1 pseudogene is annotated in these 226 nt (G+C 48.7%); it reads left to right on the top strand.

Features of this window, described 5'->3' with window-relative positions:
* Positions 1 to 226 (top strand): annotated as a pseudogene (locus DEO48_RS26930) (hypothetical protein); the annotation flags it as partial.

The following is a 226-nucleotide window of genomic DNA, read 5'->3' as shown; positions in this document are numbered from 1 at the left end:
CGGTGGATCTGGGATTACATATACCGCGTCAGATGGCGCTATACATCACCTAAAGCCTAATTCTTCTGGTCCTGCCTGGGGGCTGGATTACATCACCAAACAAGGTCTGAAAGAAGATATTGTCCAGTTTAAAACGAACTATCAGGACCTCCCTGCGTATTCCGCTCTGATCGATCATGTTTTCGCGTGGAACGTCGATCAGCGATTCGCAGCTGATCGATCATCC

This window comes from Enterobacter sp. CGMCC 5087, from assembly GCF_003144775.1.
GTDB classification, from domain to species: domain Bacteria; phylum Pseudomonadota; class Gammaproteobacteria; order Enterobacterales; family Enterobacteriaceae; genus Enterobacter; species Enterobacter cloacae_M.
This window is presented reverse-complemented; position numbering and strand designations above follow the sequence as displayed.